Below are 25,309 nucleotides of genomic sequence, written 5' to 3'. Positions count from 1 at the left end.
GTCGTATTGGTGCGGGCGCATCGGCTGGGTGCCGGTGCGCCCGCGATTCGTACCTCGCGAGGTGGTGTTCCGGTAGGAGCCGCGCGGGAGTGCACTCCCGCGCGGTCTTCGGGGGCGGCCCCCGGGGATTCCCACATTCACCGCCAGTCCTACCGGAACCAGCTCCACCTGCCTCCTCTCCACCACCACCGGAGACAGGTGTTTTTTCTCTACTAACTCTCACAGGTCGGGTCGAGTTTGCACAGAACTCATTTCCAGCCTGTGGATAACTCTGTGGAAGTGCTGTTCAGAAGGCGTGTCGTGGATCTGCGCCGACGACGATGCGGGTCAGCAGGCTCCGGGGAAGGACTCCCAGTAGGTCAGCGTGACCGTGGTGTCGTAGTGGGTCGGGGTGCCGCCTGAGGGGTTCTGGTAGACGACCGAGCACTCGGTCTGGCCGGTGCCGGGATCGTCGGTGACGGTGTCGTAGGCGACCGATTCCCAACCGGCGGAGACGAGTTCATCGCGGGCGTCGGTGTACCAGATGCCTGTGACATCGGGAATGGATGCGGCCCCCGGTTCGACCTGGCCTCCCTCATCTTCGCCTCCGTCTTCGGGTTCGGTCGGATCCGGGTTGTCGTCGTCATCGGTGCCGCCGGGGTTTCCCTCGGTGTCGTCCGCCGCCGTTGCTGTTTCCTCTGCGGCGGATTCCGTCGCGGAGGTCGACGGTGCTGCGGACGGTGAGCCTGTGCCGGTCGCGGCCTGAGTCTCGTTGTCGGTTGCGGCGCTGCGCGTCTCGATCACGCCGGTCGCGCCGTCGCCGTTGTCGTCGGCCCGGCTCCATGGGGACAGGGCCACCACGACCGCGGCGGCGCAGACCGCCATCGCAGCCGAGGAGGCGATGAGCAGGCGGCGGCCGCGGCGCCGCAGGATCGGGGTCGCAGCAGTGACCGGTTCGAAGGGCCGGGCGCCCGCGGGCGGCGTCCACGGCCGGGCCGCGCCCGGGATCGCGAGGACCGGTGAGACCGCCTGGGGCGTCAGCGGATCGGCGACCGCGTCGCGGCAGACGCGCGCGAAGTCCTCGGCCGTGGGCCAGCGCCGGCCCGGATCCTTCGCGAGGGCCTGGAGGATCGCGGCGGCCGGGGCGGGCGGGATGTCGGGGGCGAGCGGCGGGGGCGGGTGGTGGAGGTGGCCGTTGAGGATGGTGCCGGCGGTGTCGCCGGTGAACGGCGGTGTGCCGGAGAGGCATTCGTAGGCGACGGCGCCGAGGGAGTAGACGTCGGTGGCGCCGGTGAGCGGGCGGCCTTCGAGTTGTTCGGGCGAGGCGTAGTAGAGGGTGCCCATGAGCATCCCGGATTCGGTGATGGTGCCGCGGCCGGGTGAGAGGGCGATGCCGAAGTCGACGAGGACGGCTTGGCCGCGGGCGTCGATGATGATGTTGGCGGGCTTGATGTCGCGGTGGACGATGCCGTGCTCGTGGGCGTGGTGGAGGGCGGCGGCGACTTCGGCGGTGAGGCGCATGGTGTCGGGGTGCGGGAGGGGGCCGTCGAGGAGGCGGGCGGTGAGGGTGCGGCCTTCGATGAGTTCCATGACGAGGTAGGCGAGGGTGCCGCCGTCGCCGTCGTCGGTCTCGCCGTAGTCGTGGAGGGCGGCGATGCCGGGGTGGCGGAGGGAGGCGACGGCCTGGGCCTCGTGCTGGAAGCGGGCGCGTGCGGTGTCGTCGTGTTCCAGATCGGACTTGAGGATTTTGACGGCGACGGCGCGTTCGAGCCTGGTGTCGCGGGCGTTCCAGACCGCGCCCATGCCGCCGGAGGCGATCGGGGCGTCGAGGCGGTAGCGGTCGGCGATCATCGATCCGGTGTGCACGGCGATCCTCGCAAGCGGTGGTGCGGTAGTGGGTCCGGTGATCGTGGCACCGGCCGCCACGTATCGCTCACGCGAACGTCATGACGGGTCTGCCTGACCGCGGTTCCGGGGGTCTGCATGACTGCGGAAGGGGCCGTGGCGGATCGAGAATCGGGGCATCGACTTCCGTTCGGAGGAAACCATGAATGCACCCGTCTCTCCCGTCTCAGCCGCCGCGTGCTGCTCGGCTCCGCGGCCGTCGCCGCCGCGGTCGGGCTCCCGACTCACGCCGTTGCGGCGTTGCGGCGCAACATGATCGAAGCGGAGGTGGACCGGCTCGAAGGCGATCTGATCGCGTTCCGCCGGGACCTGCACGCGAACCCGGAGGGTCCCGGCGAGGAGTCGCGCACCGCGGCCAGAGTCGCCGAGCGGCTGACGGCCGCAGGGCTGTCGGTCACGACCGGCGTTGGCGGGCACGGCGTCGTCGCGGTCGTGCGCGGGCGCCATCGCGGCCGCACGGTCGCCTACCGCGCCGACATGGACGCGGTCCCGGCCGGGGACCAGATCGGCGGCGGGACGGCGCCGCTGCACCTGTGCGGGCACGACATCCACACGACGGTGGGTGTCGGTGCGGCGCTGGTGCTCTCGCGGCTGCGGCACCGGCTGCACGGCACGGTCGTGTTCGTGTTCCAGCCCGCGGAGGAGACGCTCACCGGGGCCCGCGCGATGCTCGATGCGGGGGTGTTCGGGATCGCCCGGCCGGAGGAGATCCATGCGCTGCACTGCGGTCTGCTCCCGGTCGGCATGTTCGGCATCAATCCCGGCTCGGGCCTGCCGGGGCAGGACCGGGGGACGGTCGTCCTCGACGGGGAGGGTGCGGCCGAGCGCGCCGAGCGGCTGTCGGCCGATATCGCCGCGCTCGCGACGGTGTCGGTGCCGAAGGACGCGGCGGACCTGGAGCGGCTGGTCGAGGATCTCCAAGTCGAGGACGGTCCGCTCGCCGAGTTCGTGTACACGCGGGCCTCGGCCGAGGAGGGCACGGTGTCGTTCGCGTCGCGCTGCTGGCCGGAGGACCGCTACACGGAGGTGCGCGCCGACATCGACGCGCTCGCCCGGTCGTACGGCGGGTCCGCGGTGTTCCCGCAGGACCCGTTCCCGGCCATGGTCTGCCCGGCCCCGGAGGCGTACGGGCTCAAGCGGTTCCTGGACCGGAGCGGGTTCGGCACCGGGGTCGTCCATGCCCCGATCCCGTTCAGCGGCGAGGACTTCGCGCTGTTCCTCGACGAGCTTCCCGGGACGTACACGTATCTCGGGGTCCGGTCGCCGGGCGCGGACGTCACGACGTCGTACCCGCACTTCCCGACGTTCGATCCCGACGAGGCCGCGATCGGGCACGGCGTGCGGGCGATGTCGGCGTGGCTTTCCGAGCGCACTGCTTGCTGAGGCACCGCCTGTTGAGTCGACTCCCGCTGCATCATCGACTGCCGCATGCGCGGAACGGGCGGCGGCTCCGATGTGGAGCCGCCGCCCGTCGTCCGTCCATGGCCGTCAGGCGATGATGTTCATGCCGCCCCAGCCGGAGCCGACCTTGACCAGCGCCGAGTAAGTGCCGGCGCCGTTGCCCTTGTAGAGGTAGAGGCTGCCGTTGGTGTGGCGGGCGACCCAGTCGGGGTGGCCGTCGCCGTTGAAGTCGCCGGTTGCGGCGACGGCGTTCATGACGTCCCAGCCGCAGCCGATCTTGACGCCGTTCTTCAGGCCGCCGGCGGGTTTCCCGGCGTAGAAGTACATGCAGTTGTCGGAGTTCTTCTTGGCGATGACGTCGGCGGTGCCGTCGTGGTTGAGGTCGCCGACCGCGGTGATGAGCGACATCGAGTTCCAGCCGGTGCCGATGAGGACGCGGGCGGCGTGGGAGCCGGTGCCGGTGCCCGGGTAGAGCCAGAGGTTCCCGTTGGACGCTTCGCGGGCGATGATGTCGGTCTTGCCGTCGTCGTTGTAGTCGTAGCCGGAGACGATGGCGCTCATGGAGTTCCAGCCGCCGCCGACCTTGATGCGCTGGTCGACGTAGGAGCCGGTGCCGTTGCCGGGGTACACGTAGAGCGTGCCGCCGGAGGTGCGGGCGAGCAGGTCGGGGCGGTTGTCGCCGTCGAGGTCGCCGGCGGTCTCCAGGAGGTTCATGCCGCTGAAGGCCGTGCCCCAGGTGTACAGGCCGCTGTAGAAGCTGCCGGTGCCGGTGCCGTAGTAGATGAGGAGGTGGCCGTCGGCGCTGCGGCGGGCGAGGATGTCGGAGGCGCCGTCCTCGTCGTAGTCGTGGGCCCGGTCGAGGGTGACCATCGGGAGGCTGGCGCCGGCCCAGCCGGAGGACTGGACGGTCCGGTAGGAGTTCACCCAGCCGGTCAGCCCGAAGCTCTGCCGGTAGAGGCCGCTGGTGCGGGTGTCGAGCGAGAGCAGGTCGAGGAGGCCGTCGCGGTCGAGGTCGCCCGCGCCGACGAGCTGGCGGAGGCGGCGGCCCTCGGGTTCGCCGAGGGTCGGGGAGAGCTCCACGGGCTCGGTCGCGGTGCTGGCGAACACCCAGTACTGCTGGGTCTGGCTGAGCCGGAACATGACGTCCTCGACGCCGTCCTTGTCGACGTCGCCGATCGAGATCATCGCGTCGATGTAGTTGTACCCGGTGGCGAGGAGGACCCCGTTGGCGAAGGTGCCGTCGCCGTTGCCGGAGTAGTAGTACAGGCCGCCGTCGGACTTGCGGACCGCCATGATGTCGGTCATGCCGTCGCCGTCGACGTCGAGGGTCGTGAAGACCCCCATGGTGTTCCAGCTCGAACCGGAGCGGATGCGCGGCTTGAGGCCGCCCGCGCCGTCGCCGGGGTAGGTGTACAGGGTGCCGGTCGCGTTGTCCCGCACCAGGAGGTCGGCGTGGCCGTCGCTGTTGACCTCGCCGGCCATGACGACGTCGAACCCGGCCCAGCCGGAGGAGGCCATCGTGGTGGCCGCGTCGAGGGTGCCGTCGCCGTTGCCGGTGTTCAGGCGCAGGGCGCCGTCGGACCGGCGCACGGACACCAGGTCTTCGAGGCCGTCGTTGTTGAAGTCGTTGCGGGCCAGGGGGATGCCGGGGCGGCCGTTGAGGACGACCCAGACGTCGTTCCACGGCGTCGAGTCCAGGTTCTCGCTGTACTCGGTGGTGTAGGTCGGGGCGACCTCGAACCGGCCGGGCTCGGTGGCGCCCTCGGTGATCCTGGTGTGCATCTGGAGGCCCGCGTACTTGGTGCCCGCGAGGACGGACTCGAAGTAGCAGACGAAGTCGAACCGGTCGAGCGCCGTGGTCTCGGTCCGCTCGTACTCCGCGGCGAGCTCGGACTCGTCGAGGCAGGTCCAGCGGGAGCTGTCGTCCGAGTTGACCTCGACGAGCTCCACGCCGTCGGGCATGCGCCCGCGGAAGACGTAGGAGCCGGGGCCCTCGTCGGACATGTCGAAGGCGGTGGCCGGGCCCGCGTTGTTGACGCTGAGGACCTGCGAGGGCTGGTCGCCGATGCTTCCCGACCACGATTCGAGGCCGCTGACGTAGAGGTCGAACTGCTGCTCGGTGGTCACCACCGTGACCGCGCCGGAGGGCGCGGCCGCTGCGGTGTCGGCCGGTGCGCTCCATGCCTGGTCGGCGGCGGGGGTCAGGCTGAGGCGGTTCGCGGATTCGGGGTCGTCGGTGATCGACCCGTATTCGGCGGCGAGGGTGGCCGCGTCGACCGTGGTGACGGTGTACGCGCAGCCGCAGATGTCGATCGGGCCGGGGGCCTTCGCGTCGATCGCGTAGCCGATCGGGCCGGTCAGGGTGAACGGGGCGCCGGTCTGGCCGGTGAATCCGGTGATGACGCAGGCGATGCCGCCGCCTGCGGTGTCGCCGCAGTTGTCGTAGGTCTCGGCGGCCTGCGCGGCGGGGCTGCCGAGGCGGTCGGCGACCGAGTCGGAGAACTCGACGACGACGGCCGCGGTGTCCGCGGCGAGGTCCTGCTGCTGGAAGAACACGGGGGTGACGTTCACGGTGGTGCCGGGTGCGGCCTCAGTGATCGTGACGTCGCCGTGGAGGAACGGCTCGTAGGCGGGTTCCTCGTCCTGGGCGGCGGCCGGGGCCGCGAAAGCGGCGGCGGCCAGCAGGCCTGCCGCGGCGCCCGCGATCAGGCGCGCGCCGACGCGCCCGGGGGAATCGGGGTTCATTGAGCTCCTTGTTCAGTTTGCATGGGGGTTCTCGTGGGGTGTCGTAAGTCCGACCTGGACTACACGCCTTGTTGGCGAAACCGGTTGCACCCCGAATGCGCTGAGGGCGGCCCCGCGATCAGCGGGGCCGCCCTCGGCGGCCGGGTCAGGCGATGTCGAACCCGCTCCAGCCGGTGCCGACCACGGTCGAGGCCGTGTAGGTGCCGGCGCCGTTGCCCTTGTAGAGGTACAGGTTGCCGTTGGTGTGGCGGCCGATCCAGTCCGCGTGGCCGTCGGCGTTGAAGTCGCCGACGGAGACGATGGTGTTCATGACGTTCCAGCCGCAGCCGATCTGGACGCCGTTGTTCAGGCCCCCGGCGAGTTTGCCGCCGTAGAAGTACAGGCAGGTGTCGGAGTTCCGGCGCGCCAGGAGGTCGGCGGCGCCGTCGTGGTCGAGGTCGCCGACCGCGGTGATGAGCGACATCGCGTTCCAGCCGGTGCCGATGCGCGTACGGGGGCCGACGGCGCCCTCGGCGGTGCCCGGGTACAGCCACAGGTAGCCGGTCGCGGCCTCGCGGGCGATGATGTCGTTCAGGCCGTCGCCGCTGTGGTCGGCGCCGGAGACGATGGCGCTCATGGTGTTCCAGCCGGTGCCGATCCGGTTGGTGAGCATGACCTGCGCACCGGAGGTGCCCCAGCCGGGGGCGACGTACAGTTCGCCGCCGGTGGTCCGCGCGAGGTGGTCGGGGAGGTGGTTGCCGTCGAGGTCGCCGGAGGTCTCGATGGAGTCGACGTCGGCGTCGAAGGAGCCCATGGAGACCCGCGACCCGATCGAGCCGGAGGCGGTGCCCGGGTAGTGGAAGACCTCTCCGGCGGCGTTGCGGGCGTACAGGTCCGAGGTGCCGTCCATGTCGAAGTCGTGGTCGCGGTCGGTGTTCGACTCGGCGAGGCGGAGGCGGTTCCAGCCGGTGCCGATGACGGTGTGGTCGTGGATGTAGGAGACGAGGTTCGAGCTCACCGACATGCGGTAGAGCGCGCCGGTCCGCTCGTCGACGCTGACGAGTTCGGTGTCGTCGTCGCCGTCGGTGTTCCCGAGGAACGCGACCTGGTCCATGTAGGGGTGGTCGACGCTGCCCTCGCCCAGCGTGGTGAGCTCCCAGGCGCCGTCGCCGCCGCTGAGGTGGTAGCGGTAGATCTGGAAGCCGACCTCCTCGTCGTCGACGCGGACCATGAAGTCGTCCTCGCCGTCGAAGTCGAGGTCGCCGGTGCCGACGATGAGGTCGGCGCGGTTGTAGTCGCCCGCGTAGGCGACGGCGCCGTCGAAGGTGCCGTTCCCGTTGCCCGCGTACACGAACAGGCGGCTGTCGTGCTTGCGGGTGGCGAGGATGTCGGTGAGCCCGTCGCCGTCGTAGTCGATGTTCGAGGCGAACACCTCGACGGGGCCCCACCCGGTCCCGGACTGGACGCGGGCGCCGAGGCCGCCCGCGCCGTCGCCGGGGTAGGTGGAGAGGACGCCGGTCCGGCCGTCGCGGGCGAGGAGGTCCGCGTTGCCGTCGGAAGTGAGGTCCCCGGCCATGACGACGTCCATGCCGGCCCAGCCGGAGGCGGCGAGGACGGTCGGGGCGGTGTCGAAGGTCCCCTCGGCGCTGCCCGGGTAGAGCAGGAGCGCGCCGTCGGCGTTGCGGACGGCGACGAGGTCGGCATGGCCGTCGCCGGTGAAGTCGTTGCGGGGCGCGTTCTCCTGGGCCGCGGCGGGGGCGGCGAACGCCCCGGCGGACATGAGGCCGGTCGCGGCGAACGCCGCCAGCCGGAGGGCGGTGCTGCGGGTTTCCATGTGGCTCCTGTCAATTGGGGATAGAGGAGTCGGGGTTCCGATATGGAATATACGGGATTTCGCGGCGAACGCTTGCCCCCGAAAATCGAAGGGCGGCCCCGCATCGCGGGGCCGCCCTTCCTGTGGATCGGGTTATGCGGTGACGCGGTCGAGGATGATCGGGCCGCGGTCGGCCGGGCGGGCGCCGACGGCCCAGTGGCCCGCGAGGGCCTCCTTGGCGGCGGGGAAGCGGTCCGGGGTGTCGGTGTGGAGGCGCAGGACCGGCTCTCCGGCCTTGACGGGTTCGCCCACGGTCTTGAGGATCTCGATCCCTGCGCCGAACTGGACGGGCTGGCCCTGGCGCTCGCGGCCCGCGCCGAGGCGCCAGGCGGCGACGCCGACGGCGTAGGCGTCCATTGCCGAGACGAAGCCGTCGGCGTCGGCGGTGAGCTCCTCGGTCTCGCGGGCGATCGGGAGCGGCGCGTCGACCTCGCCGCCCTGCGCGGTGATCATCTTGCGCCAGACGTCCATCGCGCGTCCGTCCTTGAGCGCGGCGGCCGGGTCGGCATCGGGTCGGCCTGCGGCGGCGAGCATCTCCTTGGCGAGGGCCACGGTGAGCTCGACGACGTCGGCGGGGCCGCCGCCCGCGAGGACCTCGACGGACTCGCGAACTTCGAGGGCGTTGCCCGCGGTGCGGCCCAACGGGATCGACATGTCGGTGAGGAGGGCGCGGGTGTCGACGCCGTGGTCGGTGCCGAGGCGGACCATCGTCTCGGCGAGCTCCTTGGCGCGTCCGAAGTCCTTCATGAACGCGCCCGAGCCGACCTTGACGTCGAGGACGATCGCGTCAGCGCCTTCGGCGATCTTCTTGCACATGATGGAGGACGCGATCAGCGGGATCGATTCCACAGTGGAGGTGATGTCACGGAGGGCGTAGAGCTTCTTGTCGGCGGGCGCGAGGTCGCCGGTGGCGGCGCAGATGACCGCGCCGATCTCCTTGAGCTGCTCGACCACCTGGGCCTCGGTCATGTCGACCTGGAAGCCGGGGATGGACTCCAGCTTGTCGAGCGTGCCGCCGGTGTGGCCGAGGCCGCGGCCCGACAGCTGCGGGACGGCCACGTCGAAGACCGCGACGAGCGGCGCGAGCGGGAGGGTGATCTTGTCGCCGACGCCGCCCGTGGAGTGCTTGTCGACGCACTTCTTCCCCACAGCCGCAAGGTCGAGCGTGATCCCGGAGCGGATCATCGCGGCGGTCCAGTCGGCGATCTCGCGGGGCTGCGCTCCATTGAGGAAGATCGCCATCGCGAGCGCCGACATCTGCTCGTCGGCGACGTCGCCCTTCGTGTAGGCGTCGATGACCCAGTCGATCTGCGCGGACGAGAGCTCGCCGCCGTCCCTTTTGGTGCGGATGACGTCGACGGCGGTGATCATTGGCTTTCCCTCACTACAAGAATGGATTCAGTTAGCGGACAGGTGGTCCGGGCCGAACGCGCCGGGGAGCAGGGCCCCCACGGTCGTCGGCGCGGACCCCTCGTCCACGAGGCAGTCCGGGCCGCCGTGCTCGAACAGGAGCTGGCGGCACCGGCCGCAGGGGGTGAGGGGTTCCCCTGCGCCGTCCACACATGCGACCGCGACCAGCCGTCCGCCGCCAGTGGCGGCGAGCTGGGAGATCATGCCGCACTCGGCGCACAGGGTCAGGCCGTACGAGGCGTTCTCGACGTTGCAGCCGGAGACGATCCGGCCGTCGTCCACGAGCCCGGCGACGCCGACCGGGTACTTCGAGTACGGGACGTACGCGTGCGCCATGGCCTCGCGGGCCTTGCCGCGCAGCAGCTCCCAGTCGACGTCGGCCACGGCTACTTGTCCCCCGGGTTGTACGGTACGCCGTCGGCCGCGGGGGCCTTGGCCTTGCCGATGAGGCCCGCCACGACCACGAGGGTGACCGCGTACGGGAGCATCTGGAGGAACTCGCCGGGCACGGACGACCCGGCGGCGGAGAGGTCGCGGGCGATCTGGGTGGTGAACCCGAAGATCAGGGCCCCGGCGAGGACGCCGAGGGGGTTCCAGCGGCCCACGATCATGACGGCGAGCGCGACGAAGCCGAGCCCGGCGGTCATGTTCTTGTTGAACGCCAAGGAGTTCCCGAGCGTGAACCACGCGCCGCCGAAGCCCGCGAGGAGGCCCGCGGCGACGACGTTCCAGTAGCGGAGGCGGTTCACGTTGACGCCCATGGAGTCCGCGGCGGCCGGGTGCTCGCCGACGGCGCGGGTGCGCAGGCCCCAGCGGGTCCGGTACAGCAGGAACCAGACGACGGCGACCATGACGAGGCCGGCGTACACGAACAGCTTCTGCTGGAACAGGACCGGGCCGATCACGGGGATGTCGGCGAGCGGGCCCCAGGTGATGACCGGGACGGAGAACGCGTCGTTGAAGCCCTCGGCCTTCTTCAGCTGGTCGTACATGAAGCTGGTGAAGCCGAGCGCGAGGAGGTTGAGGATGACGCCGACGACGACCTGGTTGACCTGGTACTTCGTGGCGAGCAGCGCGAGGAGCATCGTCGAGAGCGACCCGGCGATCATCGCGCCCGCGAGCCCGGCGTAGATGCTGCCGGTGATGTTCGCGACGAGCACGCCGGTGAACGCGCCCATGAGGAACTGGCCCTCGATGCCGATGTTGATGACGCCGGAGCGCTCGCAGACGACGCCCGAGAGCGCGCCGAAGATGTACGGCATCGACAGGAACAGGGCCCCGGCGAGGATCGACTCGGCCCGGAAGACCGTGCCCTCCTGGGAGTAGGCCCAGAACAGCAGCGACAGCACGAGCGCGGCGACGCCCACGGTGGACGCGAGCCTGAAGCGGCGCTGCGGGAGGCCGACGAGCATCCAGGCGCCCGCGGCGGCGCACAGGGCGCCGAGGACGAGCACGATCGCGAAGGTCGGTGCGGCCCAGGAGGCGTCGGTGAGGGTCTTGTCGAACGCGATCACGGTGGTCTTGCCGCCGAGCCACGTGAACGCGGCCGCGATGAGCAGGAGCCCCAGGACCGCGTAGACGGTTCCGGCCCTGGCGTGGCGGGCCGGGGCGCGGTCGTCGACCAGCGCGGGCGCGGTGTCCACTGCCATGGGGCTCACCAGCCTTTCGCTTCGAGAGTGACGAGGCCGCCGCGCGGGGTGCGCAGGTGGAGGATCGCCTTGACCAGGGCCGGTGCGGCGATGAACAGCACGATGGTGGCCTGGAGCAGGGTCGAGATGTCGACGGGCACGTCGGGCTGCGCCGAGAGCGCGCCGGCCTTCAAGGCGCCGAAGAGGAGCGCGGAGGCGACGATGCCGCCGGGGTTGGCGCGGCCCAGGAGCGCGACGGTGATGCCGCTGAAGCCGTAGTCGAGCGCGGTGTTGGTGGTGATGCCGCCGGAGGAGACGCCGAGCGCGAGCGCGGCGCCGCCGAGTCCGGCGAGGGCGCCCGCGGCGGCCATCGTGGTCGTGTAGGTGGAGCCGATGCGCATGCCCGCGGTGGCGGCGGCGTGCTCGTTGAAGCCGACGGCGCGGATGCGGAACCCGAACGTGGACTTGGAGAGCAGCCACCAGGTGAAGACCGCGGCGGCGAAGCCGATGACGAGCGCGAGGTTGACGCGCAGGGACGGGTTGAGCGAGGACAGGAGCCCCGGAAGGACCGCCGAGTCGTCGACGGGCTTGGAGACCAGGTCGGACTTGGTCTCGGAGTGGAGGAAGCTCGTGCCGAGGGCCCAGACGAGGAACAGCGCGGCGATGTTGTTGAGCATGATCGAGGAGATGACCTCGTGCGCACCGGTGCTGGCTTTGAGGACGCCGGGGACGGCGCCGAGCGCGGCTCCGGCGAGGCCGCCCGCGATGATCGCGATGGGCAGGTGGAGCCAGATCGGCAGGTCGAGGCTGAAGCCGACGATGAGCGCGCCCATCATGCCGAAGATGAGCTGGCCCTGGGCGCCGATGTTGAACAGCCCGGCGCGGAACGCGAGGCCCACGGCGAGGCCGGTGAAGATGAGCGGTGTCGCGTAGGTGAGGGTCTCGGACAGGGGCCGCAGGAGGTTCCCGAAGTCGGCCTGCCCGGCCTGGTAGGACTCCAGGGTGTTCAGGTTGAGGATGGCGCCTTCGAAGAGCGACAGGTAGGAGTCGCGCACGAGGTACCAGGAGGCTTGGAGGGCGTCCTGGGGGCGGGCGAAGAAGTACGAGAACGTGGAGCGGGTGTACTCGTCGGAGACGATGAGGAGGATCGCGCCGATGAGGAACGCCAGCAGCAGCGAGTAGACGGTGACCATGACCGAGTTGGCCTCGGTGAGGTAGCGGCCGAAGACGCGCATGAAGTTCGGCTTCTGCTCCGGTTCTTCAACCGGCGCGGGCGGTTCGGCCGGGGCCTCGGTGGTGGTGCTGTCGCTCATCGGTCACCTCCGTCGGCGTCCTCGTCGGTGCTGGTCTCGGGGGTCTCGGGGGTCGCGGAGGCGCCGACCATGAGGCGGCCGATGACTTCGCGGGGCGTGTCGGGGGCGACTTCGCCGACGATGCGGCCGTTGTAGATGACGGCGATGCGGTCGGCGAGGGCGTAGATCTCGTCGAGTTCGGACGAGATGAGCAGGACCCCGGTCCCGGTGTCGCGCTCGGCGATCAGGCGGGAGTGGATGAACTCGGTGGCGCCGACGTCGACGCCGCGGGTCGGCTGCGCCGCGACGAGGAACCGGCGGGGCCGGGAGAACTCGCGGGCGATGATGACCTTCTGCTGGTTGCCGCCGGACAGGGACGAGGCGGTCTCGTCCGGGGACTGGGTGCGGATGTCGAACTCGGCGATGGAGTCGACGGCCCGCTTGTGGACGGCGGCGGCGTCGACGACGCCGCCTTTCGCGTAGGGGGCGTCGCGGTACTGGTTGAGCACGATGTTCTCGGCGACGGAGAACTCGGAGACGAGGCCGTCGCGGCCGCGGTCCTCGGGGATGTAGCCGAGGCCGTCGGCGATGCGGCGGGCCGGGGGGCGGCCGTGGACGTCGGCGCCGTCCACGGAGATGTGGCCCTCGTCGGGTTTGACGAGGCCGAGGATCGCGCGGGCGAGCTCGGTCTGGCCGTTACCCTCGACGCCCGCCAGGCCCACGATCTCTCCTGAGTGGACGGTGAGTTCGAGGCCGTCGAGGACCTTGACGCCCGCGTCGGAGACGACGGTGAGGTCCTTGACCTCCAGGCGGGGCTCGCCGGGCCGCGCGGGGGTCTTGTCGACCTGGAGCGACACGGCGCGGCCGACCATGGCCGAGGCCATCTCCGACTCCGACGCGGTCGGCTCCAGCTCGGCGACCACTTTGCCTCGCCGGATCACGGTGATGTGGTCGGCGACGGCCTGGACCTCTTTGAGCTTGTGCGAGATGAACAGGATCGACGTCCCCGCCTCGGCGAGGTTGCGCATGATCTGGAGCAGCTCGGTGATCTCGGCGGGCGTGAGCACCGCCGTCGGCTCGTCGAGGATGAGCAGTTCGGTCTTGGGGCCCGAGAGGGCCTTGACGATCTCGACGCGCTGCTGGACGCCCACCGGCAGGTCCTCGCAGACCGCGTCGGGGTCCAGGCGGAGCCCGTACTGCTCCGACACGTCCAGGACGGCTTTCCGTGCGGCCCTGGCCGAGAGCACCCCCGCACCGCGGGTGTGCTCCCGGCCGAGCTGCACGTTGTCTGCGACGCTGAAGGGACCGACGAGCTTGAAGTGCTGGTGGACCATCCCGATCCCGGCGGCGATGGCGTCGCCCGGACCGGAGAAGGCCACCGGCTCCCCGTCGATGAGGATCTCCCCGCTGGTCGGCTGGAGGATCCCGTAGAGCATGTTCATGAGCGTCGACTTGCCCGCGCCGTTCTCACCGAGAACCGCGTGAATCTGGCCGGGCTCGACCACCAGGTCGATGTCGTCGTCAGCAGTGAACGAGCCGAACTTCTTCGTCAGGCCCTTCAGTTCGAGTCGCAATGCACGTCCCTCGTGATCGAAACCGGTGTGCGGACCGCTAGGAGGCGGCCGGGCTGGCCGGGGACTCGACCACGAGCGTGCCGTCGATGATCTGCTGCGTCAGCGCCTCGACCTCGGCCTTAGTCTCGTCGGAGACCGCGGCGTCGAAGTCGTGGAACGGGGCGAGCGCGACGCCGCCGTTCGCGAGGGTTCCGACGTAGGTGCCGTTGCCGGCCTTGTCATCGTAGGCGGCCTGGACGGCGTCCTGGACGGCCTGGGCGAGGCCCTTCTCGGCGGAGGTGATGAGCTTCGAGCCGTACTCGGTGGACTCGTAGCCGTCGGTGTCGACCCAGATCGCGTTGACCGCGTCGCCCGCCTCCTCGGCGGCGGTGAGCGCGCCGATGCCGGCGGGGCCGGCGACCGGGAAGAGGATGTCGGCGCCCTGGCTGATGAACGTGTCCGAAGTGGACTTGCCGGCGGCGGCGTCCTCGAAGCTGTTCAGGAACGTGCCGGTCTGCGCGGCCTCGTCCCAGCCGAGGAGCTGCACGTCGGTGCCCTTGTCCTCGTTGTGCTTGGCGATGCCCTCGGCGAAGCCGTCCATGAAGATGGTCACCGGCGGGATCTGCATGCCGCCCCAGGTGGCGACGGTGCCGGTCTGGGTCTGCGCGGCCGCGACGTAGCCCGCGAGGAACGCGGACTGGGCGGTGTCGAACTGGATGGAGTACACGTTCGAGGTCTCGACCGGGTTGCCCTCGGCGTCGGACGGCGAGCCGTCGACGATCGCGAAGCCGATGCCCTCGTTCGCCTGCGCGGCGGTGGTGACGTTCGCGGCCATGAGCCCGCCGACGCCGACGATGAAGTCGCAGCCGTCGTCGACCGAGGCCTGGAGGTTCGGGTCGTAGTCGTCGGTGTTCGAGGACTCCTTGTACTTCACGTCGATGTCGTCGTTCTCGGCCTTCGCGGCTTCCATGCCGGCCCAAGCGGACTCGTTGAACGACTTGTCATCGATGCCGCCTGAGTCGGTCACCATGCAGGCCAAGAACGAGGCGTTAGCGTTGTCGCTCCCGCTGTCAGTGGGCGCGTCGCCGCAAGCGGCAAGGGCGGCAAGGCCAACGGCGGAAAGGCCCGCCACGACCAGCTTGAACGGCTTCACAGCCATCACGGTCTCCTTCGAAAGTTCAAGGGGTACGTCGATACCCGCCTAATCATGGCCGCACTTGATGGCCTCTGACACTCTCCTTGATGATTTCGTTACCGAAACATCCTATGACCGAGACCGGGGTGAACTGGTGTTTCGCCCCTAATACGGCCGCATTGCCGCAGTCCGCGTTACAGGCCGGTGAACCTGTGCGGCGGCTACTGCCAGAAGACCGCGACGCCCGCGGTCACCGCGATGAGCGCGCCCGTGGCCCAGAAGTGCCCGGCCGCGACCTTCTCGCGCTTCTTCCACACCGGAATCGCGATCATGACGGCGAGCAGCAGCGCGAGGAGGAACTTGACGCCGAGCTTCGCGTGGTTCGCGTCGCCCTCGGCGGCTACGATCCCGTAGAGCACGATGCCCGTCGCGAGCTGGACCGCGATCCCGTAGAGCATCGCGGTGTTGAAGTTGAACTTGCGCGACAGCCACGACACCACCCAGCCGCCGAAGACCGCGGCGAAGCCGAGCAGGTGGAGGTAGCGCAGCACGAGGTGTATGAAATCCATGCCCCGGAGTATCCCAGAGATTCATTCCCTCAGCCCACTTGCATCAGGGGGCCATCAAAAACGGGCGAGTCTCATATGAGGCTCGCCCGCTACAACCGATTCTCCGAAATAGAGCAAAATTTATGCAATTCCGTCTACCCAGGTTGAACACTTTTGAGACACAGTGTCTCCGTCAGCGCACACCTGGAATGTAATGTCGGAACCTTCCGGAATATCGCCGCTCCCATCGGGCGTTCCAAGATTGTGTTCATCTACACTGTACGAACTCGAATAACTGCCTCGAAAGGTAATGGTGTCCTCATCATCGGAAACACCGCTGCCACTCGGAGGGTAAACGTACATATGCACCCAGATCGCGTTGTACCCCTCTCCCAGGGCATTGCCGCTCGTGATAGTCAAGGTCTCGCCATAGGCATTGAAACTAGCACCGAAGATAATGCCACTACACGCAGAATTCCGATAAAAGCTTGCATACGCGTCCCGCCCACCGGGGTCTGAAGGAGAGGGACTTTGGTTGGAGCCCGCACACCAAACGGCAGCCTGAGCAGGGGAAGCAAAAACAAGTGATCCCGCAACAGCGAGGACTCCAAGGGATATTGAGGTGATGAAGCGTCGTAGCATCTGGTCATCCTACTATGAATTCACTTCACCTTCAAATATCATGAAAATATGATATATACGATTCATGCAATTTTGAACATAAATGTCCTATATGCCCTATCGAGGGCAGAAGAAGGGCTACCTGGCGCTCGGGCTAGGTTTACGGGCCAGCCAGTCACACTCTGGGCCGCCGTCTCGTCCTCTTATCGCACGCGGTGCGCTCCGGCGGCCGCGCGGGCCGTGAAGACCCGCGGAGTCGGCAGACCGGCCTGGGCCGCCGCGTCGACCACGGCCGCTTCCACCTTCTGCGCCGAGGCGGCCTCCACCAGGGCGATGGCGCTGCCCCCGAAACCGCCGCCGGTCATGCGCGCGCCGAGCGCTCCGGCGCCCAGCGCGGCGTCGACGGCGGAGTCGAGCTCCACCGAGGAGACCTCGTAGTCGTAGCGGAGGGAGGTGTGCGAGGCGGTCAGCAGGCCGCCGATCTCGGCGGTCCGGCCCTCCTTGAGCAGCGCGGCCGTCTGGAGGACCCGCTCGTTCTCCGTGATGATGTGGCGCATGCGCCGGTTCAGGCGCTCGTCGTCGAGCTTCGCGTGCTTCGGCGCGTCGCGCAGGAAGGGCACGCCGAGCTGGCGGGCGGCCTCCTCGCAGTCGGCGCGGCGGGCCGCGTACTCGCCGTCGGCGTGCCGGTGCGGGGCCTGCGTGTCGATGACGAGCATCGTCAGGTCAGCGGCGGCGAGGTCGAACGGGACCTGCTCGCGCGAGAGGTCGCGGCAGTCCATGAACATGACGTGCCCGGCTTCGCACAGCAGCGACGCCGACTGGTCGAGGACGCCCGTGGGCGCGCCGACGTACTCGTTCTCGCCCTTCTGCGCGATCCGCGCGGCCTCCGCGCGGTCGATGTCGTGGCCGTACAGGTCCGCCAGCGCGATGAGCACCGCGCACTCGATGGCGGCCGAGGACGACAGGCCGCCGCCGACGGGCACATCGGAGTGCAGGGCGAAGCGGGTCGGACCGACCGGGTAGCCGGACTCGTTCAGGGCCCATGCGGTCCCGGCGAGGTAGGCGGCCCAGCCGTCGAAGCCGTCGAGGGTGGCGCCGCCGAGGGTCGCGCCGTCGCCGTAGGTGGAGTGGAAGGCCCACTCGTCGGCTTTGGAGGCGGCGACGACGGCGTAGAACGGCAGCGCGAAGGGCATCACGAAGCCGTCGTTGTAGTCGGTGTGCTCGCCGATGAGGTTGACGCGGCCGGGCGCGGCCCACAGGCCCTCGGGTTCGGTGCCGAACGTGCTGCGGAAGGCGGCCGCGGCGGTCTCGGCGAGGGCGGCGGCGTGCGTGTCGGTGTTCGTCATGGTCGTTTCCGGTTCGGGTGGCGGTGGTCGGCGGTCGGGCGGCTAGCCGCGGGCATGCTGGTAGTAGGCCCAGGCGTCGGCGACCATGCGGTCGAGGGCGTCGCGGCTGGGCTTCCAGCCGAGTTCGGTCCTCGCGCGCTCGGAGGAGGCGACGAGCTCGGCGGGGTCCCCGGCGCGGCGGGGCCCGACGACGACCGGGAAGTCGGTGCCGGTGACCTGCTTGACGGTGGCGACGACCTCCTTGTTGGAGAAGCCGTTGCCATTGCCGAGGTTGTAGATCTTGTGCTCCCCGGCCGCGGCGGCGCCGAGCGCGAGGAGGTGGGCCTCGGCGAGGTCGGCGACGTGGATGTAGTCGCGGACGCAGGTCCCGTCGGGGGTCGGGTAGTCGTCGCCGAAGATCGCGAAGGACTCGCGGCGCCCGGAGGCGGCGTCGAAGGCGATCGGGATGATGTGGGTCTCCGGGTCGTGGTTCTCGCCGTGCCATACGCCGGACTGGTCCTGGTAGGCGCCGACGACGTTGAAGTAGCGCAGGGAGACCGCGGCGAGGCCGTGGGCGGTGGCCTCGGACTGGATGGCCATGTCGCTGGAGAGCTTCGTGGCGCCGTACGTGGAGGTGGGGGCCTTGACGGCCTCCTCCTTGATGGGCACCTCGGTCGGGTTGCCGTAGACGGCGGCGGTGGAGGAGAACACGAGGGTGCGGACCCCGGCCTCGCGCATCGCGGCGAGGAGCGCGAACGTGCCGTTGGTGTTGGCCTCCCAGTAGATCTCGGGCTTCTCCATGGACTCGCCCGCGGCGATGAGCCCGGCGAAGTGGAGGACGCCGTCGAAGGAGCCGTCGAGGACCTCGGCGACCTGCTGCACGCTCTTGCGCACGAGTTCGGCCCCGGCGGGGACGCGCTCGGCGGCGCCGGTCGAGCAGTCGTCGAGGACGACGACCTCGTGGCCCGCTTCGAGGAGCATGGTGGCGACGATCGAGCCGATGTAGCCGGCGCCGCCGGTCACGAGGTATTTCACAGTGCCTCCTTGAGAATGGTGGCCGAGGTCTCGGGGCCGAGGTCGTGGACCCATCCGCCCATGACGGACTCCGAGGAGGCCAGGAATTTCACGCGCCCGGGGCCGCGGCGGATCGAGACGAGCTCGAAGCGCAGCCGCCCGAGGTCGCGGTCCTCGCCGAACGGGGCCTGGTGCCAGCCGGCCATGTACGGCATCTGCTCGCCAGGGTAGGCGTTGTCGCAGCGTTTGAGGACGTCCAGGTAGAGCGGCGCGAACGCGTCGATGTACTCGTCGGGCAGTTCGGTGAGGTCCGCGAACCGCTCGCCGCGCGGGTAGAGGTGGACCTCGAAGGGCCAGCGGGCGGCGTAGGGGGTGAACGCGGTCCAGTGGTCGTTCTCGGCGATGACGCGGGGGCCGCGGCGCTCGGATTCGAGGATGTCGTCGAACAGGTCGCGGCCGGTGGCGGCCCGGTGGCGGCGGTTGGCGTCGAGGTGCCTGCGGGTCTGCGGGGTGGTGTACGGGTAGCCGTAGATCTGGCCGTGCGGGTGGTGGAGGGTCACGCCGATCTCGACGCCGCGGTTCTCGAAGCAGAAGACCTGCGCGACGTCGCCGCGCTCCCGGAGGGCGGCGGTGCGGTGGGCCTGGGCGCGGACGATGAGCGCGACCCGCTCGGGGCTGAGGTCCACGAGGGAGGAGTTGTGGTCGTCGGAGAAGACGACGACCTCGCAGCGGCCCGAGGCGGGCGCGGAGGTCTCCATGCCGGTGGCCTCAGTCGGCGGGAGGGGCCCGGGCTCGCCGAAGCCGCCGAAGGAGGGGAAGCGGTTCTCGAAGACCGCGACCTCGTAGTCGGGGGCGGGGACCTCGGTCAGCTCCTGGCCGTCGGAGGGGCACAGCGGGCAGGCGACGGGCAGGTTGGGGCGGCCCGAGCGCCCGGCCGAGACGGCGACCCACTCGTCGCGGAGCACGTCGTACCGGATCTCCCCGGCGCTGACGCGGTCGCCGAGGTCGCGCTTGTCGGCGAACGAGGCGCGCCCGGCGTCCGGGGCGGTGTTGAAGTACAGGATCTGGCGGCCGTCGGCGAGGCCGCCGGTCTCCACGTGGTACGAGGTCATGGTCTCTTCTCGATGTGGACTGGCGCGAGCACGACCTGGTCGACGTGCTCGCCGAGCGTGCGGCGGGCCTCCTCGTCGAGGAGGGAATCGGTGACGACGACGTCGGCGCTGTCGAGGGACGCGACGGTGGCGATGCCGACGACGTCGAACTTGGTGTGGTCGGCGACGACCACGAGGCGGCGGCCCTTCGACGCGAGGGTCGCGACGGTCTCGGCTTCGAGGAGGTTCGGGGTGGTGAACCCGGCCCGCGCGGACATGCCGTGGACGCCGAGGAACACGGTGTCGACGTTGACCTTCTCCAGGGACGCGACGGCGAACGGCCCGACGAGCGCGTCGGAGGGGGTGCGCACGCCGCCGGTGAGGATCACGGTCTGGTCGGGGCGCCCGGCCCGGTAGAACACGTCGGCGACCGGGACCGAGTTGGTGACGACGGTGAGGTCGGGGACGTCGGTGAGGCGGTGCGCGAGGGTCCACGTGGTGGTCCCGGCGGAGAGGGCGATGGCCTGGCCGGGCCCGACGAGGGTCGCGGCGGCGTCGGCGATGGCCTGCTTCTCGGGTTCCTGCCGGACCTGCTTGACGGCGAACCCGGGCTCGGAGGTGGAGCCGAAGTCGACGGCCGTGGCGCCGCCGTGGACCTTGGCGACGAGGCCCCGGTCGGCGAGGGTTTCGAGGTCGCGGCGGATGGTCATGTCCGAGACGCCGAACTCCTCGACCAGCTCGGCCACGCGGACCGCGCCGGTCCGGTGCACGCGTTCGGCGATCCGGCTCTGTCGCTGCTGCGCCAGCATCGGCGACTCCCCTTCCCTCAAGATCCAACACAATTAAACATCAAGATCGGCGGGGCCGCAATACCGGGTGGCCGCGGTCTCGGCCCGGATGTCAGAATCGGTCCATGACCACTGCCGACCGCAAGCCCCGCGTCTTCTCCGGGATCCAGCCGACCTCGGACTCGTTCCACCTCGGGAACTACCTGGGGGCGCTGCGGCAGTGGGTGGCGATGCAGGACACCACGGACGCGCTCTACTGCGTCGTCGACCAGCACGCGATCACCGTCGATCACGATCCAAAGGTATTGCACGAGCGCTCGCGCGTGAGCGCCGCTCAGCTCCTGGCCCTGGGCCTCGACCCCGAGCGGTGCACGCTGTTCGTGCAGTCCCAGGTCCCCGAGCACACGATGCTCGCGTGGATCCTCGGCTCCGAGACCGGGTTCGGCGAGGCCAGCCGCATGACCCAGTTCAAGGACAAGTCGGCCAAACAAGAACGCACAACGGTGGGCCTGTTCACCTACCCGATCCTCATGGCCGCCGACATCCTCCTGTACCGGACCGACCAGGTCCCCGTCGGCGAGGACCAGCGACAGCACCTGGAGCTCACCCGCGACCTCGCGATCCGCTTCAACGGCACCTTCGGCGAGACGTTCACCGTCCCCGAGCCCTACATCGTCAAGGAGACCGCGACGATCAAGGACCTCGCCGAGCCCGAGAAGAAGATGTCGAAGTCCTCGACCTCCCCGCGCGGGTGCCTGTACTTGCTCGACGAGCCGAACCAGATGCGCAAGAAGATCAAGAGCGCCGTCACCGACTCCGAGGCCGAGGTCCGGTTCGACCCCGAGCGCAAGCCGGGCGTGTCGAACCTGATGAACATCTACACGGCCCTGGGCAACACCACGGTCGAGAAGCTCGAAGCGGAGTACGCCGGGCGCGGCTACGGCGACTTCAAGGGCGACCTCGCCGACGTCGTCGCCGACACGCTCGGGCCGGTCGCCCTGCGCACCAAGGAGATCCTCGCCGACAAGGCCGAGCTGGACCGGATCCTCACGATGGGCGCCGAGAAGGCCAGGCACCTCGCGTCCCGCACGATCGCCAAGACGTACAAGAAGATCGGCTTCTACCCGCCGGTAGCGCTTTAGTGGCCGACACCGGCGGGAGGACCGTCACGGTGGGGGTGGCGATCCCGGTGCCCCCGCCGTGGGGAGAGATCCTGGACCGCGCCCGCATCGCCTCCGGCGACGCGCTCGGCGGGATCGTCCCCGCGCACCTGACGCTCCTGGGGCCCACCGAGATCCCCGCGGCATCGCTCGACGCGTTCCGGGCCCACCTCGCGGCCGTCGCCGCCGCCTGCCCGCGCTTCGACCTGCACCTGCGCGGCACCGGCTCGTTCCGGCCGGTCACCGAGGTCGTGTTCGTGGCCGTCGCCGACGGCATCGCCATCTGCGAGCAGCTCGAAGCGGCGATCCGCACCGGCCCGGCCGAACGCGAGCGCACCTTCCCGTACCACCCGCACGTCACCGTCGCGCAGAACGTCGGCACCGCCGCGCTCGACCACGCCTTCGCGGCCCTCGCGGGCTTCGAGGCGAAGTTCCGCGTCGAGTCCTTCACGCTCTACACCCACCCGAGCCCCGGCGCCTGGACCTTCGAGACCCTGGCCGGAGCCCCGGTCCCCTGGACCCCGAGAGCAGTCTTCCCGCTTCATGAAGGAAAATCGCAATACAATTTGTGATACAATCGCCGCATGAGCATGTTGAACGTACGCACCGACGAGGCGATGGAAAAAGCCATCGCAGCGCTGACCGAGTCAGGGCGCACCCGCTCCGAGGCAGTTCGCTATGCGCTGCTCCACACCTATCGCGATGAACTCATCAAGCAGGCCCAGGCTGATGCCGAGCGGCTTGCCAACGATCCGGACGACCGCGCCGAGATGCTTGCCATTCAGCGTTACTTGGGCCTGGTCGAGTGATCTTCCGAGGCGCCATCTACGAGGTCCGCGCCATCGGCAACAAGCAGAGCCACGAGCAGTACGGCAGGCGATACTGCATCGTCATTCAGTCGAACCAGTTCTCGTGCAGCACTGTCACCGTCGCCATGACCTCCACAAGTGCAGGTGCAGCAGTCTACCGGCCCGAGGTCGAGTTCCTCGGCTCCAAGACCCGGATCCTCACCGACCAGATCCAGTCACTGGACCACGGCCGGTTCGGAGAGTTCATGGGCGTGCTCGAAGCGAGCGAGCTTGAAGCACTCGATCGGGCGCTCCTGATCAAGCTCGCTCTGCTCTAGCGATCTAGAAGTCGAAGAGGTCCTCGAAGACGCTCTTGCGCTTCTTCTTCTTGTAGTGGTAGTCGTCGCCGTGGTGGCGGCGGTCGTCGTAGTGGTCGTCGCGGCGGCGGTCGTCGTACCGGCGGTCATCGCGCCGGTCGTCGTAGCGGCGGTCGTCACGGCGGTCGTCGTACCGGGGCGGGGGGCCGGCGGGGGCGACGGGGGCGCCGGGGGCGCCGGGGGCGCCGCGCTGGAAGGACGCCTCGGCGGTCATGAGGTGTTCGAGCTCCCCGCGGTCGAGGAAGATGCCCTTGCATTCGGAGCACTGCTCGACGACCACGCCGTTCCGCTCGTACTGGTGCATCGGGTTCTGACATTTCGGACAGAGCATCTGCATCATGACATCAACCTATCGTGAATCGGCCATGGATGCCCAACCGGAAGCGGGCCTCCCACCTGTGAGTTCTCTCAGCTAGAACGCCTTCGGTAAGAAACCTGACCATTCCCGTTCGGGCCTCGACTGGGACGCCGCATCCGTGAAAGCGTCATCGTGGCGCGGGCAATCCCCGCGAACCATGACGAAATGGAGTGGAACGTGAAGCGATTGATGACGGCTGCGGCGGCCCTGGCGGCCGCGGCGGCGTTCACGGCCGGATTCGCGACCTCGGCGAACGCCTCCGAGGCGGACGCGGTGTGCCAGGCCGTGGCCGACGAGAACCGCGCGGTCTGGGCCGAGCCGGGCACCGCGGGCGGCACGGTCGGCGCGGTGACCGCCGGGAGCACCTACGACGCGGACTGCGCGCTCGTCCCGGGCGCCTCCTACACCGCGTGCGGCGGGACCACCGACCAGTGGGCCCGCGTCAACTACGCCGGGGACGACTGGGGCTACCTCCCGAGCACCTGCGTCACCTGGGCTTCGTAAGCACGACGAAGGGCTGCACGGATTCCCGTGCAGCCCTTCGGTGTACGTATCTTAGTGAGTGAAGTGCCGGGTCCCGGTGAGGTACATGGTGATCCCGGCTTCCTTGGCCGCGCTGATCACTTCCTCGTCGCGGACCGAGCCGCCCGGCTGGACGACGGCCTTGACGCCCGCGTCGATGAGGATCTGGAGGCCGTCGGGGAACGGGAAGAACGCGTCGGAGGACGCGACCGAGCCCGCGGCCCGCTCGGCGCCCGCGCGCTCGACGGCGAGCTTCGCGGAGTCGACGCGGTTGACCTGGCCCATGCCGACGCCCACGGAGGCGCCGCCGGAAGCGAGGAGGATCGCGTTCGACTTCACCGAACGCACCGCGCGCCAAGCGAATTCGAGGTCCGCGAGGGTCGCCTCGTCGGAGGGCTCGCCGGTCGCGAGGGTCCAGTTCGCGGGCGCATCGCCGTCCGCGTCGACCCGGTCGGGGCGCTGCGCGAGCACGCCGCCGGAGATCGGCTTGAGCTCGACCGCGGCGGGCGTCCACTCGGGGGCCTTGAGCAGCCGCAGGTTCTTCTTCGCGGTGAGGATCGCGACGGCCTCGTCGGTGAACGACGGCGCCACGACGACCTCGGTGAAGATCTCCGCGATCTGCGCGGCAGCCTCGGCGTCGACCTCGGCGTTCGCGGCGATCACGCCGCCGAAGGCGCTCAGCGGGTCGCACGCGTGGGCCTTGCGGTGGGCCTCGGCGATCGAAGCGCCCGTGGCGATCCCGCACGGGTTGGCGTGCTTGATGATCGCGACCGTGGGCGCGGTGAAGTCGTGCGCGGCGCGCCAGGCGGCGTCGGCGTCGGTGTAGTTGTTGAAGCTCATGGCCTTGCCGTGGAGCTGCTCGGCCTGCGCGAGGCCCGGCGCGCCCGGAACGGCGTACACGGCCGCGTCCTGATGCGGGTTCTCGCCGTAGCGCAGGTCCGCGAGCTTCGTCGCGGGCAGCGCCAGGAAGTCCCCCAGGCCCTCCGCGGACTGCTCGGCGAGCCAGGTCGCGACGGCGGAGTCGTAGGTCGCGAGGTGCGCGAACGCCTTGGCGGCCAGGCGGAGCCGCTGCTCCGCGGTGGTGCCCTCCTTGACGGCGTCGCGGATCCACGAGTAGTCGGCGGGGTCGACGACGACCGCGACGTTCGCGTGGTTCTTGGAGGCGCCGCGGACCATCGAGGGCCCGCCGACGTCGATCTTCTCGACGATGTCGTCGAAGCCCGCGCCCGTCGCGACGGTCTCCTGGAACGGGTACAGGTTGCTCACGAGGAGGTCGAACGCCTCGATGCCCAGCTCGGCGAGCTGCTCGCGGTGGGACTCGCGGCGCACGTCGGCGAGCATCCCGGCGTGGACCTTCGGGTGGAGGGTCTTCACGCGGTCGTCGAGGATCTCGGGGAACCCGGTCAGGTCCTCGACCTTCGTGACGGGGATGCCGGCCTCGGCGATGCGCGCCGCGGTGGAGCCGGTGGAGACGAGCTCGACGCCTGCGGCGTGGAGGTCGCGGGCGAGGTCGATGACGCCGGTCTTGTCGAAGACAGAGACGAGGGCCCGCTTGATGAGCTTCCGCTCGGACATGAATGCACTGCTCCTGATCGAAGATGACTGCGGCCCAGGCGTTCGACCGCAGTAACAGGTTCAGCAGCGCCGCTCCCCGGTGGTACTCCACCCGTGGCGTCTTCTGAAGGTCCCCCCTCAACAACGAGCTGCCCGGTCCGTGCCACGGGAAACCTCGAAAGACGTCACTCGCCAGTCGCGACCAGCCGAGCGTAACACGGCCTTCCGGGGCTCCCGGCCGGCCGCGTCGCGTGACGCCCGCC

The 25,309-nt window shown here is 69.7% G+C and carries 22 protein-coding genes and 1 riboswitch; of the genes, 6 read left to right on the top strand and 16 right to left on the bottom strand.

What is annotated here, in order from left to right; translation table 11 throughout:
* Positions 1–327 precede the first annotated feature (327 nt).
* The gene (locus B0I28_RS07895) at positions 328–1,845 is read right to left on the bottom strand and encodes a serine/threonine protein kinase (protein ID WP_106363226.1); all 1,518 of its coding nucleotides are present in this window, start codon (positions 1,843–1,845) and stop codon (positions 328–330) included.
* 219 nt (positions 1,846–2,064) lie between these two features.
* Here B0I28_RS07895 and B0I28_RS07890 point away from each other — a divergent pair, with 219 nt between their 5' ends.
* Complete coding sequence (locus B0I28_RS07890) at positions 2,065–3,267, top strand: M20 metallopeptidase family protein (protein WP_342761198.1); 1,203 nt, start codon at positions 2,065–2,067, stop codon at positions 3,265–3,267.
* Between the two features lie 105 nt (positions 3,268–3,372).
* Here the strand turns inward: B0I28_RS07890 and B0I28_RS07885 are convergent, their stop codons facing one another.
* The 13 genes from B0I28_RS07885 to B0I28_RS07825 form a co-directional block, all read right to left on the bottom strand.
* Positions 3,373–6,030 (bottom strand): FG-GAP repeat domain-containing protein, encoded by a 2,658-nt coding sequence (locus B0I28_RS07885; RefSeq protein ID WP_106363224.1) that lies wholly within the window; start codon positions 6,028–6,030, stop codon positions 3,373–3,375.
* 145 nt (positions 6,031–6,175) lie between these two features.
* The gene (locus tag B0I28_RS07880) at positions 6,176–7,843 is read right to left on the bottom strand and encodes an FG-GAP repeat domain-containing protein (RefSeq protein ID WP_106363223.1); all 1,668 of its coding nucleotides are present in this window, start codon (positions 7,841–7,843) and stop codon (positions 6,176–6,178) included.
* A gap of 132 nt (positions 7,844–7,975) precedes the next feature.
* Complete coding sequence (locus B0I28_RS07875; RefSeq protein WP_106363222.1) at positions 7,976–9,253, bottom strand: thymidine phosphorylase; 1,278 nt, start codon at positions 9,251–9,253, stop codon at positions 7,976–7,978.
* A gap of 27 nt (positions 9,254–9,280) precedes the next feature.
* A complete protein-coding gene (locus B0I28_RS07870) occupies positions 9,281–9,676 on the bottom strand; it encodes a cytidine deaminase (RefSeq protein WP_106363221.1) in 396 nt (131 codons plus the stop codon).
* Positions 9,677–9,678: 2 nt separating this feature from the next.
* Positions 9,679–10,941 (bottom strand): ABC transporter permease, encoded by a 1,263-nt coding sequence (locus B0I28_RS07865; RefSeq protein WP_219926619.1) that lies wholly within the window; start codon positions 10,939–10,941, stop codon positions 9,679–9,681.
* 5 nt (positions 10,942–10,946) lie between these two features.
* Entirely contained in the window at positions 10,947–12,233 is a 1,287-nt protein-coding gene (locus tag B0I28_RS07860; RefSeq protein WP_106363219.1) for an ABC transporter permease, read from the bottom strand.
* Positions 12,230–13,786: an ABC transporter ATP-binding protein gene (locus B0I28_RS07855; protein ID WP_106363218.1), complete on the bottom strand. Its 1,557-nt coding sequence runs from the start codon at positions 13,784–13,786 to the stop codon at positions 12,230–12,232. The genes B0I28_RS07860 and B0I28_RS07855 overlap by 4 nt, the downstream gene beginning before the upstream one ends.
* 37 nt (positions 13,787–13,823) lie before the next feature.
* Complete coding sequence (locus B0I28_RS07850; protein WP_181245712.1) at positions 13,824–14,903, bottom strand: BMP family ABC transporter substrate-binding protein; 1,080 nt, start codon at positions 14,901–14,903, stop codon at positions 13,824–13,826.
* Positions 14,904–15,121: 218 nt separating this feature from the next.
* Complete coding sequence (locus B0I28_RS07845; RefSeq protein ID WP_106363216.1) at positions 15,122–15,469, bottom strand: hypothetical protein; 348 nt, start codon at positions 15,467–15,469, stop codon at positions 15,122–15,124.
* Positions 15,470–16,272: 803 nt separating this feature from the next.
* On the bottom strand, positions 16,273–17,415 hold the full coding sequence (gene galK, locus B0I28_RS07840; RefSeq protein ID WP_106363215.1) for a galactokinase: 1,143 nt from the start codon (positions 17,413–17,415) through the stop codon (positions 16,273–16,275).
* Positions 17,416–17,457: 42 nt separating this feature from the next.
* Positions 17,458–18,483, bottom strand: a complete 1,026-nt coding sequence (gene galE, locus B0I28_RS07835; protein ID WP_106363214.1) for a UDP-glucose 4-epimerase GalE — start codon at positions 18,481–18,483, stop codon at positions 17,458–17,460.
* Positions 18,426–19,520 carry a galactose-1-phosphate uridylyltransferase gene (galT, locus tag B0I28_RS07830; RefSeq protein ID WP_106363213.1) on the bottom strand — a complete coding sequence of 365 codons (1,095 nt, stop codon included), beginning with the start codon at positions 19,518–19,520 and terminating at the stop codon, positions 18,426–18,428. The genes galE and galT overlap by 58 nt, the downstream gene beginning before the upstream one ends.
* A complete protein-coding gene (locus B0I28_RS07825; protein WP_106363212.1) occupies positions 19,517–20,308 on the bottom strand; it encodes a DeoR/GlpR family DNA-binding transcription regulator in 792 nt (263 codons plus the stop codon). Before B0I28_RS07825 ends, galT begins: the two co-directional genes overlap by 4 nt.
* A gap of 104 nt (positions 20,309–20,412) precedes the next feature.
* Here B0I28_RS07825 and trpS point away from each other — a divergent pair, with 104 nt between their 5' ends.
* From trpS to B0I28_RS07805, 4 genes are read left to right on the top strand one after another with little or no spacing between them, the layout of a single operon-like run.
* Positions 20,413–21,429 carry a tryptophan--tRNA ligase gene (gene trpS, locus B0I28_RS07820; protein WP_106363211.1) on the top strand — a complete coding sequence of 339 codons (1,017 nt, stop codon included), beginning with the start codon at positions 20,413–20,415 and terminating at the stop codon, positions 21,427–21,429.
* Positions 21,429–22,019, top strand: a complete 591-nt coding sequence (locus B0I28_RS07815; protein WP_106363210.1) for a 2'-5' RNA ligase family protein — start codon at positions 21,429–21,431, stop codon at positions 22,017–22,019. Before trpS ends, B0I28_RS07815 begins: the two co-directional genes overlap by 1 nt.
* A gap of 12 nt (positions 22,020–22,031) precedes the next feature.
* Positions 22,032–22,256, top strand: coding sequence for a hypothetical protein (locus B0I28_RS07810; protein ID WP_245888910.1), 225 nt, complete (start codon positions 22,032–22,034; stop codon positions 22,254–22,256).
* Complete coding sequence (locus tag B0I28_RS07805) at positions 22,253–22,573, top strand: type II toxin-antitoxin system PemK/MazF family toxin (protein ID WP_106363209.1); 321 nt, start codon at positions 22,253–22,255, stop codon at positions 22,571–22,573. The genes B0I28_RS07810 and B0I28_RS07805 overlap by 4 nt, the downstream gene beginning before the upstream one ends.
* Before the next feature lie 4 nt (positions 22,574–22,577).
* On the opposite strand, the gene B0I28_RS07800 is transcribed toward B0I28_RS07805, so the two are convergent.
* Entirely contained in the window at positions 22,578–22,952 is a 375-nt protein-coding gene (locus B0I28_RS07800; RefSeq protein WP_245888909.1) for a TFIIB-type zinc ribbon-containing protein, read from the bottom strand.
* A 195-nt stretch (positions 22,953–23,147) separates the two neighbouring features.
* Between B0I28_RS07800 and B0I28_RS07795 the strand changes: the two genes are divergently transcribed.
* Positions 23,148–23,474: a hypothetical protein gene (locus B0I28_RS07795; protein WP_146148007.1), complete on the top strand. Its 327-nt coding sequence runs from the start codon at positions 23,148–23,150 to the stop codon at positions 23,472–23,474.
* Between the two features lie 51 nt (positions 23,475–23,525).
* On the opposite strand, the gene purH is transcribed toward B0I28_RS07795, so the two are convergent.
* Entirely contained in the window at positions 23,526–25,067 is a 1,542-nt protein-coding gene (gene purH, locus B0I28_RS07790) for a bifunctional phosphoribosylaminoimidazolecarboxamide formyltransferase/IMP cyclohydrolase (RefSeq protein ID WP_106363207.1), read from the bottom strand.
* Positions 25,068–25,092: 25 nt separating this feature from the next.
* A riboswitch (ZMP/ZTP riboswitch) is annotated at positions 25,093–25,256 on the bottom strand.
* Positions 25,257–25,309: the final 53 nt, after the last annotated feature.

It is taken from the genome of Glycomyces artemisiae, from assembly GCF_003002955.1.
Classification (GTDB): Bacteria; Actinomycetota; Actinomycetes; order Mycobacteriales; family Micromonosporaceae; genus Glycomyces; species Glycomyces artemisiae.
The sequence above is the reverse complement of the archived record's forward strand: the minus strand, read 5'-3'. Positions and strand labels throughout refer to the sequence as shown.